Here is a 14,494-nt window from a genome sequence, read left to right on the forward strand (position 1 = left end):
TCCGGACCTGCCTGCTTTGTAGGCGCTTTTGCAAAACATGAACATCCTGGTCAACGATGCCCCAAGACACTCGAAGCCACGCCTCGTGGATTTACCTTGCCATTGCGATCGCGCTTGCCGTCGTGTTCGCCATCGACTTGCTCACGCCCACGCGTCTCGCGATCTGGGTGTTTTACGTGCTGCCGGTCGTGCTGTGCATGTGGCTCGACAAGCCGCCTGCGCCGATTATCGTCGCGGGTGCGTCTTCGGTGCTGATGATCGGCGGCTACGTCTTCTCCAACGCTGAACCCACCGCAAACCACGAAGTCCTGCAACTCAATCGCGCGATGGGCATTTTCGTGTTGCTCGTGGTGTCGGCGGTGGCGCACCTGTATATCAAATCGCGGCTCGCGGTACAACGGACCACGTGGCTGCAGCAGGGCATCATGCAGATGAGCCTGCAATTGCGCGGCGAACAGTCTCCGGCTTCGATCGGCGTCAGCATGCTTCGTTCGCTCGTTCCGTATGTCAACGCAAAAGTCGGCGTGGTTTATACGTTCGAAGCCGATACGCTCACGCGCGTCGCCGGCTGGGCGCTTCCCGACGAAGACAGCGCGCCGCGCCGCATTGCGCGCGGCGTCGGGCTCGCGGGTCAGGCGGTCGAGGACAAGCGCATCCTGCAAATGCGCGATGCGTCCGCGCACTATCTGAAAGCCGGCTCCGCGCTGGGCACGGTTGCGGCGTCGAGCGTAGTAGTCGCGCCCGTCATGGCCGATGGCGAAGTGATGGGCGTGGTCGAGCTCGGCTTTGTCGGCGACGAAGGACGCTTCAACGACAGCCGCGAGCTGCTCGAAATGGCATCGGAAGCGATGGGCATGGCGTTGCGCTCGGCGCGGTATCGCGTGAGGCTCGTCGAACTGCTCGAAGAGACACAGCGTCAGAGCGAGGAATTGCAGGTGCAGCAGGAAGAACTGCGCGTCTCGAACGAAGAACTCGAAGAACGCGGCCGCGCCTTGCAGGACTCGCAGGCGCGGCTAGAACAGCAGCAGGCCGAACTCGAACAGACCAATGTGCAGCTCGAAGAGCATTCGCAAAACCTTGAACGGCAGAAGGCCGAACTGCTTCAGGCGCAGCAGGAACTGACCGCGAACGCGTTGCAGATGGAGCGCGCGAGCCAGTACAAGTCGGAGTTCCTGGCGAACATGTCGCATGAATTGCGCACGCCGCTCAATAGTTCGCTGATCCTCGCCAAGCTCCTGCAGGACAACAAGCAAGGCAATCTCTCCGACGAGCAGGTGCGCTACGCGGCGACCATCCACTCGTCGAACAGCGATCTGCTTTCGCTCATCAACGACATTCTCGATCTCTCGAAGGTCGAGGCGGGCCAGATGGATGTGCAGTTCGCGCCCGCTTCCGTCGATTCGATTCTGCAAGCGCTCAAGCAATCCTTCGCGCCGGTCGCGGCCAGCAAGGGGCTCGAGTTCTTCACCGTGCATGGCGAGAACGTGCCGGAGTATTTCGTCACCGACAACCAGCGGCTCTTGCAGGTGCTGCGCAATCTGCTGTCCAACGCGTTCAAGTTCACCGAGCGCGGCAGCGTGACCATCGCGGTGGAGCGCGCGAACGAACAGGCGCTACGGTTCGAGGTTCGCGACACGGGCATCGGCATTGCGCGCGACAAGCAAGACCTGATCTTCCAGGCGTTCCAGCAGGCGGACGGCACCACGAGCCGTCGATACGGCGGCAGCGGACTCGGCCTTTCGATCTCGCGCGAATTCTCGCGTTTGCTCGGCGGCTCGGTCGGCGTATCGAGCGAAGTCGGCAAAGGCAGCGTGTTCTCGGTGACGCTGCCGATCGCCACGCGCGAAGGCACCGTCACCGCGAAGCTCGACACCATCGGACATATGCGCGAGCCCGAGCCCGCCGCCGTGCGCGATCCTGCCTTGGTGCCGGTCGCGCCTTCGCCGGCTCCGCAAGAACGCCCGGCGCCGCAACCTCCGCAGGCGTCGATGCCCGAGCCAAAAGGTATCGCCGACGACCGCGCGGACCGCAAGCGGCCGGGGCGCGTGATTCTCGTCATCGAGGACGATCAGCCTTTCGCGCATATCCTCTACGATCTCGCGCACGAACTCGACTTCGATTGCGTGCATGCGGCAAGCGCCACGCAAGGCGTGGAACTGGCGCGTTCGCTGCAACCCAACGGCATCCTGCTCGACATCGGCTTGCCGGACCAGTCGGGCCTCACCGTGCTCGAATGGCTGAAACACGATCCGCTCACCCGTCATATCCCGATCCACATCGTCTCCGCGACGGATCACGCCGATGTCGCGCTGCATCTCGGCGCAATCGGCTACACGCTCAAACCGAGCGCACGCGACGATCTCGCGCAGGCCATCCTCAAGCTCGAAGCGCGCTCGTCGCAAGGCATGCGGCGCGTGCTCGTGGTCGAGGACGATCCGGCCTTACGTCAGAGCATTCATGCGTTGCTCGCGAGCGAAACCGTGGGAATCGTGGAAGCGGGCTCCATCGCCGAAGCACTCGACGAGATGAAAAGCGCCGCGTTCGATTGCGTCGTGATGGACCTGGCGCTGCCCGACGGTTCCGGCTACGAACTGCTAGAACGCGTTTCGACGAGCAGCGGACATGGCTCGCCGCCAGTGATCGTCTACACGGGCCGCATGCTCTCGCAAGAGGAAGAGCAGCGCCTGCGCCGTTATTCGAAATCGATCATCATCAAGGGTGCGAAGTCGCCGGAGCGTCTGCTCGATGAAGTGACGCTCTTTTTGCATAGCGTGGAAAGCGCGTTGCCGCCCGAGCAGCAACGCATGCTGCGCGCGGCGCGTCAGCGCGACGACGTGTTCGAAGGCCGCACGATCCTGCTCGCCGAAGACGACGTGCGCAACATCTTCGCGCTGTCGCGCGTGATCGAGCCGCTCGGCGCCACGCTGGAGATCGCGCGCAACGGCCGCGAGGCGCTCGAAGCGCTCGCGCGTCCCAACGAGATCGACCTCGTTCTGATGGACGTGATGATGCCCGAGATGGACGGCCTCACCGCCATGACCGAGATTCGCAAGCAGCATGAGCACGCGCGCCTGCCGATCATCGCGCTGACGGCGAAGGCCATGCAGAGCGATCGCCAGAAATGTCTCGAGGCGGGTGCGGACGACTACATATCCAAACCCATCGATGTCGATAAGCTCGTATCGCTGTGCCGCGTCTGGTTGCGGCAGCGTTGACGTGAGATGTCAGATCAGACGGCCCACTTGATGAACGAAAGCATGCACGACGAAGAAGCCACGTTCGATATCGAACTGAAGCTGATTCTGGAGGCCATCTACCTCAAGTATCAGCACGACTTCCGGCACTATTCGGTGAGTTCGCTGCGGCGCAGGCTCGGCCAGGCAGTGCGCGATCTCGAATGCGCGACGCTCTCGCAATTGCAGGAGCGCATTCTGCGCGACCCGTCGCTCTTCGGCAGGCTATTCCAGTACCTCACCGTGCAGGTGAGCGAGATGTTCCGGGACCCGCAGTATTTTCGTGCGATTCGCGAGACGATCGTGCCGATTCTGCAGACTTATCCTTCGATCAAGGTATGGGTCGCGGGATGCAGCAGCGGCGAGGAACTGTGGTCGCTAGCGGTGCTGTTCGCCGAGGAACGGCTCGCCGAGCGCACCGTGTTCTACGCGACCGACATCAACGCGGAAGCCTTGCGTATAGCGGAAAACGGCATCTATTCGCTGGATCGCATGGCGGGGTTCAGCCAGAACTACCTCGCGGCGGGTGGCAAGCGTTCGCTCTCCGACTACTATCACGCGGCCTATGGCGCGGCGAAATTCTCGCAGACGCTCAAGTCGCGTGTGGTGTTCGCGGATCACAGCCTCGCCACGGACAGCGTGTTTCTAGAAGCGCATCTGGTCTCGTGCCGCAACGTGCTGATCTATTTCGACCGCGCGTTGCAGGACCGCGCGCTCGGCCTTTTCAGCGAGTCGCTCGTGCGGCGCGGCTTTCTCGGACTCGGCAGCAAGGAGAGCCTGCGTTTTTCGAAACATGCGGACCAGTTCGCCGACTTCAATCCGCGCGAGCGGCTTTATCAGAAGGTGTAGCGATGAGCACACAGATGCAGCGCCCGCTCGTCTTCGATGCCGTCGTGATCGGCGCGTCGGCGGGCGGCGTCGAGGCGCTGAATCTGCTGTTGCCGGCGCTGCCGAAAGCGTTCGCGCCGTCGGTTCTCGTCGTGGTGCATGTGCGGCAGGGTCAGCCGAGCCTGTTGCCCGACCTGTTCGCGCAACGCTGTGCAATCGCTGTGCGCGAACCCTTCGACAAGGACGAGATCGCGCCGGGCACGGTGTATTTCGCGCCGCCGGGGTATCACATGCTGGTCGAGGCGGAAGATGGCGCGGCGCCTTCCATCGCGCTGTCGGTCGATCCGCCCGTGCGCTTTTCGCGGCCATCGGTGGATGTGTTGTTCGAATCGGCGGCGCACGCGTATCGCGAGCGGCTGCTCGGCATCGTGCTGTCGGGCGCCAACGACGATGGCGCGCGCGGCGCGCTGGCGATTCGCGATGCGGGCGGCGCGTGTTGGGCGCAGGACCCGCGCACGGCTTCCTCGTCCGCGATGCCGCTTGCGGCTATCGAAAACGGCGCGGTCCGAGAGGTCCTGACGCTGGAGCAAATGGTGACGCGTCTTTCCACGCGCATCGGGTACTTATCAGAGAATAAGTTAGGCAATGAGGCAGGCAATGAAGCTGGAAGCGACGCAGGAAGCAAAACAGGCAATGCAGGCAAGGGGAGCCGCTAAATGACGCAACCCATTTATGTGCTGATCGTCGATGACATCCGCAACAACATCACCGCACTCGAGGCGTCGCTGGCGCGGCCGGATCTCTCGGTGCTGAAGGCGGAATCGGGACCGGCCGCGCTCGAACTGCTGCTCAAGCACGACGTCGCGCTCGCCATTCTCGATGTCAACATGCCCGGCATGGACGGCTTCGAACTTGCCGAACTCATGCGCGGCAGTCCGCGTACGGCGCATGTGCCGATCATCTTTCTGACCGCGACCGCGCAGGACGGCAACCGCACGTTTCGCGGCTACGAAGCGGGCGCGGTGGACTTTCTCTACAAGCCGTTCGATTCGCGCATCCTCAATTCGAAGGTAGATGTCTTCATTCAGATGGAGCGTCAAAAGCAGCAACTCGCGACGCAGCTCGCAACCGTGCAGCAACTGCTCGATGCAAACGAGATGCTCATGGCCGTGCTCGGTCACGACCTGCGCACGCCGCTGTCGGCCGTGATCGCTTCGGCGGAATATCTCGCGCGCTTCGTGCCGGACGAGAATGTCGCGAATATCGGCAACCGCATCAAGTCGAGCGGCATGCGCATGGTTCGCATGGTCGATCAGTTGCTGAACCTCGCGCGTCTGCGCGGCGGCCGCGTGACCTTGCAGCCGCGTTCCGTGGAACTCGCGACGCTCGCGAAGAATATCGTCGAGGAATACGAGGCGCGTGTCGGCAAGGGGCGCATCTTCGTGCTGCGCCACGGCGATACGCTTTTGCAAGGCGACGGCGATCTGCTTTCGCAAGTGTTTTCGAATCTCATCGGCAACGCGTTGCAGCACGGGCTCGAAGGCTCGGCCATTCAAGTGCGTCTCGAAGGCGGCAAGGACGACGTGACCATCGTCGTGCAGAACGCGGGCGAGATTCCGCCTGAAGTGGTGCCGACCATCTTTGCGCCGTATCGCTCGGGGCGGCGTCAGAGCGAGTCCAGCGGCCTCGGGCTCGGCCTCTACATCACGCGCGAAATCACCGAAATGCATGGCGGCGACGTGACGGTGCAATCGTCCGCGCAGGCGGGCACGGTGTTCGAAGTGCATCTGCCGCGCACGCCGCGTCCGCGTCCTGGCGAACGCACGGATTCCGCGCAGCCGTTCCGTCTCAGCTGAAGCGCGAAATCGAGCTGATCCTGAAGCGTTTCGATACGCCGTCTACAATGCGGCCTATCAACGCTTACGAGGGGAATGTGCGATGCCTGGCCCGGATCTGGATACGAGAATCGAAACCTATTACGTGCACGTGAAGGGCGTCGTGCAGGGCGTGGGCTTTCGACATCACACCGTGAGGCGCGCGCATGCGCTCGGCGTGCGCGGCTGGGTCGCGAATCTCGAAGACGGCTCGGTGGAGGCGATCGTACAAGGCGCGGCCAATCAAGTCGACTTGATGCTCGAATGGCTGCGACGCGGGCCGCCGCATGCCCGCGTCACCGAGTTCTTCAGCGAAGAACGCTACGTCGAAAAGCGCTACGAGCGCTTCGAGCAGCACTGAATCAACGCGCCACCAACAAACTCTCCGCGAACTGCCATTCCTCGTCGCGCCACTGATGCGAGCATTCGAAGCCCGCGTCGGCGGCCATCGGCGCAACTTCATCGGCGGCGTACTTGTGGCTGCTTTCCGTCCAGATCGTCTCGCCTTCGCGGAACTCGACACGTAGATCCGCACTTGGCACATGCGCCGTCAGCGCACGCTTGGCTCGCAGATGCATTTCGATACTGCGTGCTTCGGAATTGAAGCGCGCGACGTGCTCGAAGGCATCGAGCGGAAAATCGCCACCCAGTTCGCGGTTGATGCGCGCCAGCAAGTTCAGGTTGAATGCAGCCGTCACGCCGATGGGATCGTCGTACGCGGCGATCAACGTCGGCAGCGGTTTGAGAAGGTCGGTGCCGAGCAAAAGGGCATCGCCGGGAGCGAGCATGCTGCGTATCGACTGTAGAAACTTGGTCGCCGCGAGCCGCGAAAAATTACCGATGGTGCTGCCGAGAAACAGCACGAGCAGCCTTTCGCCTTCCTTCCGTTTGGCGCTGACTTCCGACAAGCCGGCCAGATAATCGCGCTCATAACCGACGATCGAAATGCGCTCGATATCGCCCAGTTCCCGGCGGCACAACTGCAAAGCGGTGCGCGATATTTCAATCGGGTAATAGGCGGTGGGCTGCTTTTTACAAAGCGCCTCCAATATGCGGCGCGTCTTGCGGCCGCTGCCGCTGCCGAGTTCGGCGACCTTCACGTTGCCCGGCATTACCGCGACGATATCGGCGGCATGTTCCGTGAGCACGCGCTCTTCGGCGCGCGTCACACCGTATTCGGGCAGGGCAGTGATGACTTCGAAAAGGGCCGAGCCCACTTCGTCATACAGATACATCGACGGCAATTCTTTTTGCGGCTCTTTCGACAACCCGGCGCGGACGGCCTCGGCAAAGGCGCTGTCGACGCGGGTGGATAGGGCGGGTTGAATCATGACGTCTCCATCTATGCGGCGTTTTATTCGTGTGCCGTCCTTCGTTGCAACGGCGCGGCGCTTGGATGCTGCTGATGCAATGACGTGAGCGGCTTCGCTCGAATCAGGCAGGTGAAACCGTTGAGTTAGATATGAAGAGTCGCCCATCGGCATGACGGGTTGAAGACAACGTCGCGCTCGGTGAAGTTCATCCGGCGCGAAAAGCGAACTAGCGAAGCAAAAAACGCGCACGACCCAAGGCGAAGTTTGAAGCACGCTCTGAATAGCGTCGATGCACAGCGTTTAGAATGCGCAGTTCCCGCTTCGCTCGAGCTTTCACTCATTGATGAATCAGCACGTTCTCGGGCGCGGCATCGCGCTTTCCGTTGTCGCATCGGCGCTCTTCGCGCTCATGTCGGGCTACACCAAATGGCTCGCGCCGCTCGATGGCCTCGACATCTTCGCCTGGCGCATCGTGTGGACCATGCCCGGCGCGCTGCTGCTCGTCGCCTTGCGTAATCGCTGGCCGCAATTGTGCGCGCTCATTGGAAAGCTTGCTCGAACCCCGAGTCTGCTTTTGGCGTTCGCCACGGTCGCCGCCTTGCTTGGCCTGCAATTATGGATTTTTCTTTGGGCGCCGTTGCATGGACGCGCGCTCGAAGTGTCGCTTGGCTACTTTTTGTTGCCCCTCGGGATGGTCCTGCTGGGTCGCTTTTACTATCACGAAGCGCTCGATCGTCTGCAATGGGCGGGCGTCATTGCGGCGGCGCTTGGCGTGGCGCATGAGCTTGTCGTGTCGCATGCGTTCGCTTGGCCGACGCTCGTCGTCGTGCTCGGCTATCCACCGTATTTCATCTTGCGGCGACGCCTGAACGCGGACCCCCTCGTTTCCTTCGCGATAGAGATGATGTTGCTCGCGCCGGTCGCAATCGTCATGTTGTTCGCACGGAATTCGTTTTCTATGGCTGCAAGCGACGCGCGCTTGTGGCTGCTGTTGCTTCCCGGACTCGGCGCGTTGAGCACGGTTGCGCTCGCGTCTTATCTGCGCGCGAGCCGTTATTTGCCGCTCGCGCTCTTCGGCATTCTGGGCTATGTCGAACCGGTCTTGCTGGTCGGCGTGGCAGTGCTCGTACTCGGCGAGCCGTTCTCAGCGACGCAACTCGGAACCTATGTGCCCATCTGGATTGCCGTGGCGCTGACCGCCGTGCACAGCGCGCGGCTGCTACGGCGTGAACGCATGTCGGCGGCGAGTTTGCCGGTCAGCGAACATCACGCGAGTATCGAGCATGAGATTGGCGCGGAACACAGCGAGCGCGTGGAGCCGACGCAATAAAAAAGGCGAGCCCGTGAGCTCGCCTTGCCTGAACGCATCGATGCAACCGATGCGCGATGCGCCTACGCGCAGCCTCCCTGACTGCCTGCTGCGTCTACTGTTTGCATCGGCGGCCGTTTTTTGCGTCGCTGGATTTCGCGACTTGTTACTTGTCGGCCTTCGTTTTGGCTCCCCACCGGCACCTTCGCTGCGCCCCGTTAAACCTTGATGCGCTGTTTTTTTCGTCGCGATGCAGATGAAACGCCGCGCTTCAGTGGCGCGTTGACGTCCGTCTGGTGACAAAGGGTAACGAGTCGCGAGCAAATGAAACGGCGCGTTAAAACGCCGAGCGTCGTGGAAAGTCTTTACCGATTCAACATGCCAAGTGTTACGGCCAAACACATATGTCGGCATTTATAGCAGTGCCGTGGAAATACTTCGACATCCGAACGAATGCCTGCCGCAGGACCAACTTGTAAGCGTTGAAATGTACGGTTACCAACTGCATCAGTTATTTCTTCATCGCCTGCTTAAGATGACTCTACGAACCCGGCTCACGGGAATTGGAGAGTCTCATGAAACGCGCAGCACTTGTCTTGTTGATGATCGGAAGTCTGTCGGTGGCAGGACAGGCGTCGGCCCACGGGCGCGGCGGCGGCTACGGCGGCCACGGTGGTGGCGGCAATGGCGGCGCGATTGTCGGCGCGTTGATCGGCGGCGCTGTGCTGGGTGCCATCGTGAGCTCGGTGGCGAATGCGCAGCCTGTCTACGCACAGCCGGCTTATGCGCAACCGGCCTATGCGCAGCCCGTGTATGCACAACCTGCGGTTCCTCCTGGCTATTGCTACGACGGCTATCGCCGCGCCTACGTGCCCTGCGCGCCCGCTGGCTACGGATATTGATTGCCCGACCATCGCCGCCACGCGGCACGACGTTTGCGCTAACAAGTCCACGTGCGTTGCAGCGTCTCTGCGGCCTGGACGGACGATGGATGGACACGTGAAACGCAAACTTTTGGAGACTTGCTATGAACGCGACTAAGAAGCTGGTGATCTCGGCACTGGTGTTGGGTCTTTCGGGCGGTGTCTACGCGCAGGCCGGAGGCGGAGGCGGCGCAGGTGGTGGTGCGGGCGGCGGCGCAGGCGGTGGCGGTGGCGCGGGCATGGGGTCGGCAGGTGCGGGCGGCAATGGCGCCGCGGGCGCTGGCGCTGGCATGGGCGCGTCGGGCAAGGGTGGTGGCGTCGGCATGAGCGGCGCAACAGGCACGGGTGTCGGCGGCTCGTCGGATGGCACGAGCGGGACCGGCACAGGCGCGAAGAGTGGCATGAACAACGGGGTAAACAACAACATGAACCCGGGAACCATGCAGCGCAGCACGCCGGACAGTACCGGCAACGCTAACGGTGCACAAAAGAGCTACTGATGTCGTGGTACGTGTACGCTAGCGCGCATGCAGGTGCGATCGCCGGGGCAGGTTGCGGCATCCGCTATGCAGCGGCGCGCGAAGAACGAAAGATTGAATCGGGAATAACGTTTTACTGCTCGGTCGCGGACGCTGCACTTGCCGCCGCTGCCGGCTCGAATGTCTTGACGCGCAAACTGACCTTCTCGGCATAAGCGCGTGAACCGCCGTAGCTCTTCAGCGCGGCGTCGATATCGCCCTGTGCGGACTTCAGATAGCCGTGCAGGATAGCCGAACCGACTTCGATATTGGTTTCCGGCTCTGTCAAATCCACATCGCGAACCAACTTCTTGTGAGCGGAAGGCACGACCTGCATGAGACCGGTTGCGTCGTTCGGGCCGTGGGCCGTTTCCTTGAAGCGCGATTCTATGGAAATGATCGCAAGCAACAATGCCGGCGGAAGCGAGTATTTCGATGAGGACGCCATTACCGCCGATGCGATGGTCTGCGCCTTCTCGCGTGCGACGCCGAACTTGCGAACGATCAATTCCGAAATCTTGTGACTGACTTGCTCTGTTTTTACGTCGTTGCCCGAGGGCGCCTGCGTGTCGTTTTGGCCGCCGGGCCGCACGGCTTCTTGCGCGCTTGCAGCTTGTGCGAGGCTGATCAGTAGAAGGATTGAGAGAATATTTCGACGCATCGGACTGGGTAATCTTGAGGAAAGCGCATTATAGCTTCATAAAAAAGTCTTGCGGATCATGGGCTTGTCTTAAATATGATGAATATTTTTGCAATTCGGTATTGCTTACCCGGTAAATCAGGTGCGCTCTGCGCGCTTCGCCGTGGGCGCTGAGATGCCAGCGCCGGCTTCATCGGAGAGACGTGCGAACATTGGAAGAGACATTAGGACGACTGCCGCTGTCGCCAAAAAGGCGCTCGCTAGTTGCCAGCGTTCGGTCTGAACGCTGCCGGAAATCAGCATCGTGGCTTGAATCGTCCCGGCCGCGACGGTTACACCAAGCGCCTTCATCAACTGCTGCGCGGTGCCCTGAAACGAAGTCGCGGCGGCGAGGCGCGGCTTCGGAACATCGGCGAAAGCGAGCGCGCCCATCGTCGCGAAACTGAGCGAGCGGCCTAGTCCGCCGACGAGGAGCAGCACGAAAATGGCTGCTGCGGGCCAAGCCTGCGACATCGTCGAGCACACGACCAGAACCAGCGCAAAGATCACGCTGCCTGCGCACAGAACCGCGCGTACGGAGAATCGCCGGAGTGCGAGCGCGGTCATCGGACGCATGCAAAAAGAGCCGAGCGCGCTTGCAAAAGTCACCAGTCCGCTAGCGGACGCGCTGTAACCGAAGCCGGTCTGTAAGGTGAGCGGCACGAGAAAAGGCAGCGCACCGGCGCCCGCGCGGAAGAGGCTGCCCGCGACCGTGGCCGCGTGAAATGTCGGAATGGCAAGCAGCGAGAAGTCGATGGCAGGATTCTCCACGCGCCGGCAGTGAACGACGGTTGCCCAGAACAGTAGGAGGCCGACCGCGACGCATGCCCAGGGCAGCCCTTCGGGCATCACGCCGCGTCCCGCGCTTTCGATTCCGATCATGAACAGACTCAGCGATGTCCCTGAAAGCAGCATGCCGCGCAAATCCGGTGGCGTGCGGCTTTCAGGCGGCGAGGGCGGCAAGAGCTTCCACGTGAGGACGAGACCGATCGCGCCCACCGGGACGTTGACCCAGAAGATGCTGCGCCAGGAGAGCGCATCGGTGAGAAAGCCGCCGAGCGGCGGCCCAAGCAAGGGGCCGACAAGCGCGGGCATGGTGAGCCACGTGGTCGCTTGCAGCAGCTCTTCGCGCTTCACGCCGCGAAAGAGGATCAGGCGGCCGACGGGCACCATCATCGCGCCACCCAGACCTTGCACGATGCGCGCGCCGATGAGTTGCGGAAGATTCGCCGCCGCCGCGCAAGCGATCGACGCGAGCGTGAACGTGGCGATTGCCCACATGAAAACGCGCCGCGCGCCGAAGCGGTCGGCCACCCAGCCGCTCGCCGGAATGAAGACCGTGAGCGCAATTAGATAAGCGGTAATGGCGCTGCTCAGATGGACGGGATCGATATGCAGGTCGCGCGCCATCGTGGGAATGGCGGTCGCGACGATGGTGCCGTCCATGTTCTGCATGAAGAGCGCCGAGGCCACGACGGCAGCGGTGATGCGAAAGTTGCCGTCGTTCACGATGCAGTGTGTGCTCGCACGCTGCATGGGCGCTGCAAGGCATTTCGAGTGGATGACGAGTGCATGCCCGCCAGTCTACGCGAAGCCCGCGGAGGCGCGCGGGTCGCCTCTCAATTCCGCAGTGCGATGTCTTCGGCGTATTCCAGATAGTGAGCAAGCGGCGGCGTGCCACGTGCGGCGTCCTTCGCTTCGTCATCCCAGCGGCGCAACGCCAAGGCATCTTCGGCGAACGGGCGCGCCAGAAAATCGCGCGCTTCGTCGGCATCGAATACGCCGCCTTGCAGCTGCAAACTGCGCACCGAATCGGGCGAAAGAAGCGCGTGATATGAGGCATCGATCGCGCAGAGGCAGCGCTTGGCATCCACGTGAAGGCGGATCGGTTCGAGCACGGCATCCGCGAACAGCGGGCGTAAGAACGGCAGCGCGTAATACTGGTGGAGATCGTCGATACCGCGTGTAGTCGGCGTATCGCCCTGCAAGTTCAACAGATGCCCGAGGTCGTGCAGCAATGCCGCGACGATCAACTCGCGGTGCGCGCCCGCCTGCTCCGCGAGATACGCTGTCTGCAGCGCGTGTTCGAGTTGCGTGACGGGCTCGCCGCTATAGGCAAGCGCCCCGTAGGTGTCGAAGAGATGCCGGATGTCGTTGAGGGAGAGCGCCATCTTCCAGTGCAGTGCGAGGAGAAACGGTGATTGTCGCGAGTCTTCATGACGTGCCGATGGCATCGCGCACCTGCATAAAACCGCTGTTTTTAGCGTGTTACGATGCCCTTCGATCCGTCAATCATTCAATGCAGATGGCAACGTTATACGAAACGCTTGGAGTAGGCGAGCACGCAACCGAGGAAGAGATCAAGCGCGCTTATCGCAAGGCCGCGATGCGCTCGCATCCGGATCGCAACGCGGGTAACGAAGACGCCGCACGCGCGACGTTTCAAGAGATCAAGGAAGCCTACGCCATACTTTCCGATCCCGCGCAACGCGAAGTCTACGATCGCATTTTCGCGGAGGAGGTCGCGCGTCTGCATAAGGCGCAAACGGAGCGCGAAGCGAAGGAGCGTGAAGTACGCGAGGCGCTCTATGCGGAATATGTATCGCTCGCCATGCGGTTCGCATCACAAGGGCATAACCGCGATGTCGTCTTCGGCGCGCTGCTTGGACAGCAATGCGAGGAAGTGCAAGCGCGGCAAATCGCGGATAGCGCGATAGCGCTGCATGATTCGCGACAGACGGCTGACGCCGAGCCAGCCGAAGAACCCGTCGTTGAAAAGAAACTGGCGGGTCCCACGATCAATCCGCTTGGTTCCATGTGGTTCCAGTTTCTCAACAACCTGAAGCTTTAAATCGATGCCGTGCTACGCGGCCAGTCTTTCGCCACGCATGTTACGGTGACGCGGCGCGGGCGGATACACACACCAGTGGCCGTCGTCGTGACGGAAGAAAAACAGCGCGCGCGATGCAGCGCCCTGCAGCGTTTCCACACAAACGAAGCGGCGCCGGTCTGTGCGCGTGCGGCTGAATTGCCTGACATGGACCGGCGTGCTTCCGGGCGCCAGCCATTTTTCGACCTGATAGCGAAGGGATTGCTCTTTCGTGCATTTCATTCCGAGTCTCCAACACGCGGCATTCATGTTCGGGCTAACGGCCAGATGCGCTCAAGGCTTTACGCCCCGCCACTGAAATAACTATGCCGCAATGCATCACGTACCTGACAAAGCACTTTAACTCTACGCCTGAAAACCAGGCGCCTGCTCCAAGTTTGCGAAATAGCAACACGCTCACTTTGAACTGGCGGAGTACGGCTTCGAGTCGATTGAATGGTCATTCAACGCGATGGACGGGTATGTACGCGAACGGTCATATCAATGATCCGATGCGTGCGCTATCCGTCATTTGTGTAAGAGCCAGTTCCGTGCCGCGGCGCGGCATTTTTTTAGAGCGGCCGTGCGAAACTCAGTTCGTGGCCGTCGGGATCAGTGAGATGGAAGTAGCGCTCGTTCCAGGGCGCATCGCGCGGCGCGAAGTGCGGCTTCATTCCGCAGGCAAGCGCACGGCGATAAAACGCATCCACGTTGGAGACATGAATGATGAAGCGGCCCCACCATTGAACGGGACCATGTGTTTCGGTCGTGATGTTGAGAAAGGACGCACCTAGCGCAAAAGAAGTGAATGCCTCGCTTGCGCCGCCATGCACGATACGAAAACCGAGCGCTTCGTAAAAGGCGACGGCACGGGGCATATCGTGCGTGGCGAGCGTAACGGCGCTGAGACTTTCAATGCGCGGTTCGTCTTGATTCGAATCGGTCATG

Annotated in this window: 15 protein-coding genes; 9 read left to right on the forward strand and 6 right to left on the reverse strand. The window is 61.5% G+C overall.

Translation table 11 applies throughout. From position 1 onward, the window contains the following. Positions 1–56 precede the first annotated feature (56 nt). From P9250_RS16000 to P9250_RS16020, 5 genes are all read left to right on the forward strand, one after another. Positions 57–3,215: a response regulator gene (locus P9250_RS16000; protein WP_250510435.1), complete on the forward strand. Its 3,159-nt coding sequence runs from the start codon at positions 57–59 to the stop codon at positions 3,213–3,215. A 30-nt stretch (positions 3,216–3,245) separates the two neighbouring features. Then, positions 3,246–4,082, forward strand: a complete 837-nt coding sequence (locus P9250_RS16005) for a protein-glutamate O-methyltransferase CheR (RefSeq protein WP_244828854.1) — start codon at positions 3,246–3,248, stop codon at positions 4,080–4,082. A gap of 2 nt (positions 4,083–4,084) precedes the next feature. Beyond that, on the forward strand, positions 4,085–4,777 hold the full coding sequence (locus P9250_RS16010; protein WP_244828853.1) for a chemotaxis protein CheB: 693 nt from the start codon (positions 4,085–4,087) through the stop codon (positions 4,775–4,777). Next, the gene (locus tag P9250_RS16015) at positions 4,778–5,917 is read left to right on the forward strand and encodes a hybrid sensor histidine kinase/response regulator (RefSeq protein WP_250467569.1); all 1,140 of its coding nucleotides are present in this window, start codon (positions 4,778–4,780) and stop codon (positions 5,915–5,917) included. It abuts the gene before it with no gap. 82 nt (positions 5,918–5,999) lie between these two features. Beyond that, on the forward strand, positions 6,000–6,296 hold the full coding sequence (locus P9250_RS16020) for an acylphosphatase (protein ID WP_244828851.1): 297 nt from the start codon (positions 6,000–6,002) through the stop codon (positions 6,294–6,296). Between the two features lies 1 nt (position 6,297). On the opposite strand, the gene egtD is transcribed toward P9250_RS16020, so the two are convergent. After that, entirely contained in the window at positions 6,298–7,266 is a 969-nt protein-coding gene (egtD, locus tag P9250_RS16025) for an L-histidine N(alpha)-methyltransferase (protein WP_310394008.1), read from the reverse strand. A gap of 325 nt (positions 7,267–7,591) precedes the next feature. Here egtD and rarD point away from each other — a divergent pair, with 325 nt between their 5' ends. The 3 genes from rarD to P9250_RS16040 all read left to right on the forward strand — a co-directional run bounded on the left by rarD (position 7,592) and on the right by P9250_RS16040 (position 9,980). Beyond that, the gene (rarD, locus tag P9250_RS16030) at positions 7,592–8,578 is read left to right on the forward strand and encodes an EamA family transporter RarD (RefSeq protein ID WP_310394010.1); all 987 of its coding nucleotides are present in this window, start codon (positions 7,592–7,594) and stop codon (positions 8,576–8,578) included. 554 nt (positions 8,579–9,132) lie between these two features. Then, positions 9,133–9,459 carry a hypothetical protein gene (locus P9250_RS16035; protein ID WP_250467566.1) on the forward strand — a complete coding sequence of 109 codons (327 nt, stop codon included), beginning with the start codon at positions 9,133–9,135 and terminating at the stop codon, positions 9,457–9,459. A gap of 125 nt (positions 9,460–9,584) precedes the next feature. Further along, positions 9,585–9,980: a hypothetical protein gene (locus tag P9250_RS16040; protein WP_250492940.1), complete on the forward strand. Its 396-nt coding sequence runs from the start codon at positions 9,585–9,587 to the stop codon at positions 9,978–9,980. 112 nt (positions 9,981–10,092) lie between these two features. Here the strand turns inward: P9250_RS16040 and P9250_RS16045 are convergent, their stop codons facing one another. From P9250_RS16045 to P9250_RS16055, 3 genes are all read right to left on the reverse strand, one after another. Beyond that, the gene (locus P9250_RS16045) at positions 10,093–10,659 is read right to left on the reverse strand and encodes a transglycosylase SLT domain-containing protein (protein WP_250467564.1); all 567 of its coding nucleotides are present in this window, start codon (positions 10,657–10,659) and stop codon (positions 10,093–10,095) included. A gap of 117 nt (positions 10,660–10,776) precedes the next feature. After that, a complete protein-coding gene (locus P9250_RS16050) occupies positions 10,777–12,213 on the reverse strand; it encodes a DHA2 family efflux MFS transporter permease subunit (RefSeq protein WP_409014889.1) in 1,437 nt (478 codons plus the stop codon). Positions 12,214–12,296: 83 nt separating this feature from the next. Continuing rightward, positions 12,297–12,848, reverse strand: a complete 552-nt coding sequence (locus P9250_RS16055) for a phosphonate degradation HD-domain oxygenase (protein WP_310394012.1) — start codon at positions 12,846–12,848, stop codon at positions 12,297–12,299. Between the two features lie 134 nt (positions 12,849–12,982). Between P9250_RS16055 and P9250_RS16060 the strand changes: the two genes are divergently transcribed. Then, positions 12,983–13,528, forward strand: a complete 546-nt coding sequence (locus tag P9250_RS16060; protein ID WP_244828845.1) for a DnaJ domain-containing protein — start codon at positions 12,983–12,985, stop codon at positions 13,526–13,528. 12 nt (positions 13,529–13,540) lie between these two features. Here P9250_RS16060 and P9250_RS16065 read toward each other — a convergent pair whose 3' ends face one another. Together P9250_RS16065 and P9250_RS16070 are read right to left on the reverse strand one after the other, a co-directional pair. Then, positions 13,541–13,789 (reverse strand): hypothetical protein, encoded by a 249-nt coding sequence (locus P9250_RS16065; RefSeq protein WP_250527041.1) that lies wholly within the window; start codon positions 13,787–13,789, stop codon positions 13,541–13,543. Between the two features lie 329 nt (positions 13,790–14,118). Further along, positions 14,119–14,493, reverse strand: coding sequence for a VOC family protein (locus P9250_RS16070; protein WP_310394016.1), 375 nt, complete (start codon positions 14,491–14,493; stop codon positions 14,119–14,121). Position 14,494 lies beyond the last annotated feature (1 nt).

It is taken from the genome of Caballeronia sp. LP006 (assembly GCF_031450995.1).
In the GTDB taxonomy this organism is placed as follows: domain Bacteria; phylum Pseudomonadota; class Gammaproteobacteria; order Burkholderiales; family Burkholderiaceae; genus Caballeronia.